The organism is Mesorhizobium sp. M7A.F.Ca.US.014.04.1.1, assembly GCF_003998745.1.
GTDB lineage: Bacteria > Pseudomonadota > Alphaproteobacteria > Rhizobiales > Rhizobiaceae > Mesorhizobium > Mesorhizobium ciceri.
On sequence record NZ_RZRW01000670.1, the window covers coordinates 1 to 2,836 of the forward strand.

The following is a 2,836-nucleotide window of genomic DNA, read 5'->3' on the forward strand; positions in this document are numbered from 1 at the left end:
GTCCGGAACAGTCGTAGCCGGATGCAACAGGCGAAACCTCATTGATATCAGCCGCACACGCCACACCGAGCGGCGCGAGAATGAAGGCCGTTGCGAGAAGAAGAATTTTCATTGTTGTCTGCCGCCCCATGTTGCTTCCCCGCCGCACAAATGAGCTGCGGAGATCCAGCTGTTGTCGAGAAATCCGGTGTTGCATTGTCCGCCGGCCGCGTCTTGGGCTGGGCCGCACCCGAATTGTCGGGGAAAGCACCACGGCGCTTTCCCGGTCGGTGTGGCTTTTCAGCCTCAGTCGATCGGCGCGCCGTGCATTCGGTGGCTGTCGGAAACTATCTGGCGCTGCCCGGCGTCGAGCCGAAGCGGCGGCGGAAGCAGCGGTTGAAATAGGACACGTCGGAAAAACCGCTGAGCAGCGCGATCTCGCTGATCCGCATGCGGTCGTTGCGCCTGTCGGACAGCATCCGATGCGCCCTCTGCAAGCGCAGTTCGAGAATGCGCTCGGCAAAGCTCACCCCGGTTTCCTGCAGCAGGTCATGGACATAGCGGACCGAGAGCCGCAATTGCCCGGCAACGCCCTGCGCCGAAATGGCGGGATCGGCGAAATTGTCCCGCATCTTCTGCAGTATGGCCTGCAGCCTTGCCGCGCGCAGACCGCGCAGGCCCGCCAGTTCGGCCGCTTCGCCCTTGGCGCCGGTCGCCAGGCCGATCAGGTCGACGATGGTTTCGGTGGCGTGGCCGATGAGGTCGGGCGAGACCAGGGCCGGGCCTGCTTCCAGGAAGCTGCAATAGCGCTTGAGCATGCCGAGCGCCTCATTGTCGGCGCCGACGGTCAACGCCAGCCGATCCTCTATATGAGCGAAGGCATTTTCCAGCACGGCACGGGGAAGCACCACATTGGCCCAGACATTGCTGTCGCCGCCGGTCATCTGCAACGCTTCCGAAGCCGAGACCAGGGCGGCCTCGCCTTTGCCGACGTGATAATCGCGGCCAATCTGCGTGCCGCTGAGCACCGTATCGCCATTGTTGACCAGCAGCAGATAGCCGTCGCGACCGTCGGCGGCGATATTGCCCGCCTTGCGGCTGGCATGACGTATCGTCCCGGCCATCTGTCCAAGCACCAGCGACCCGACAGCGGTGGCTTCGATCGCGGCTTCGAACGACAGTCTTTCCGAAATCGTGTATTCGACCGACCATATCTCGGCGACATGGACGTCCTGCCAGAGCGCGAAGCGTGCGCGATGATCCAGATGCGGCGGCAGATCCGCCGATGAGAAGACGTTCTTTTGCAAGGGACGACCGGCCTTTTCTACAATCGCGTCTTCACTTCGACACGCACCGTATTGGACCAGATCACGGTCTGTCCAGAGCCGGAAATACTTGTGCGCCAGGCGACAATTTCAGTGCCGTCCTGAACAAGGATTGGCCTGATTTCGCGGATCTGGCTGGCTGAATTTCGGATTACTCGAAAATACCCAGTGCCGACGAATCGTTCCCCTACTCCGGCGATGGAACCGGCGGCCGTGATGTCAGCGCCGTGCCGAAGGCGGCGACAACAACGGCAGCGATCCCGGCCAGTTGCGTCGCGGTCAGGCTTTCATGCAGGAACAGGAAGCCGGCCAGTGCACCAAGCCCAGGCTCCAGGCAGGTCAGCGTGCCGTAGATGCGCGCCGGCATGCGGGTCAGCGCCACCATCTCCAGGAAGAACGGCAATGCGCTGGAAAACAGGCCGACGAGCAGCGCGCTGACCAGGATCGACGGGGCCAGCAGCGCGGATCCCGCCTGGGCGACACCGAAGGGCAGCACCAGCACGGCGGCGATGGCCATGCCGTAGGCGGTGGTGCGGGTGCCAAGCTCCGCGCCGGCCTTCTGGGCCAGCACGATGTAGAGCGCCCAGAAGCCGCCGGCCGCCAGCGCCAGCATCACCCCGATCGGATCAAGCGGCGCGAGGGAACGAACGAAGGGCGACAACAGCAGGATGCCGGCCACCGCCAGCGCGATCCAGGCAAAGTCGCTGGCGCGCCGCGAAGTCAAGGTCGCCACCAGAAGCGGGCCGGTAAACTCCAGCGCCACCGCGATGCCGAGCGGAATCCTGGCCAGCGCTGCGTAGAACAGGAGGTTGAGGGCGGCGAGCGTCACTCCATAAGCGACCAGCCACGGCATGGTGGCACGCGAGGGCCGCATCTGCCAGGGCCGCAGCACCGCGATCAGCATCAGCGCACCGATGACCAGCCTGAGCGTCGTCGTCCCTTGCGCGCCGATCTGCGGGAACAGGCCTTTGGCGAAGGTGGCGCCGATCTGGATCGACACCATGGCGCCCATCAGTGCTGCGACAGGCAAGGGCGCCGCTTCGCGACGGGCAATCGGCGTCGGTGTCACGTGATCCCATCCTCCATATCGCCGGGTCCAAACCCGACCGGCGGCATGGAGATAGGGCGAACCGGCCGGCCTGTCGTGAGGCAGCGGCAACTGGCTGCTAGGGCACGGCCAAGTGCCGCCGGCCGGTCAGTTCAGGGATTTGCGCCGTGGCGGCGGTGCCGGGTGGCGCTGCTCGAGGGCCGCTGCCGCATCGGTGCGGCCGGTCCGGCGCAGTCTTTCGAGATAGGCCGGCAACTCGCCAAGGCAATGGAACGGCCCGCCTTCCCGGATCACCGTCACCAGCGGGTCGACATCGCTGTCGCTGCGGATGGCCATGGCGCTGCGCCAGTCCTCGAGCAGCCGGCTGGCATGATCGACCACATCGCTTCGGGAGCCTGAGAGATCATGCTGCTCATGCGGATCCTCACTCAGATTGAACAGGCTGACCGGGCCGAAATCCTTGTAGCCGTCATGATAGGTGCGC

2 protein-coding genes and 1 pseudogene are annotated in these 2,836 nt (G+C 64.8%); all 3 read right to left on the bottom strand.

Annotated elements, in window-relative coordinates:
- Positions 1 to 326: 326 nt before the first annotated feature.
- On the bottom strand, positions 327 to 1,286 hold the full coding sequence (locus tag EOA22_RS29680; protein WP_063168593.1) for an AraC family transcriptional regulator: 960 nt from the start codon (positions 1,284 to 1,286) through the stop codon (positions 327 to 329).
- Between the two features lie 205 nt (positions 1,287 to 1,491).
- The gene (locus EOA22_RS29685) at positions 1,492 to 2,373 is read right to left on the bottom strand and encodes a DMT family transporter (RefSeq protein WP_063168594.1); all 882 of its coding nucleotides are present in this window, start codon (positions 2,371 to 2,373) and stop codon (positions 1,492 to 1,494) included.
- Between the two features lie 126 nt (positions 2,374 to 2,499).
- Positions 2,500 to 2,836: pseudogene (locus tag EOA22_RS29690) on the bottom strand (sulfatase); the annotation flags it as partial.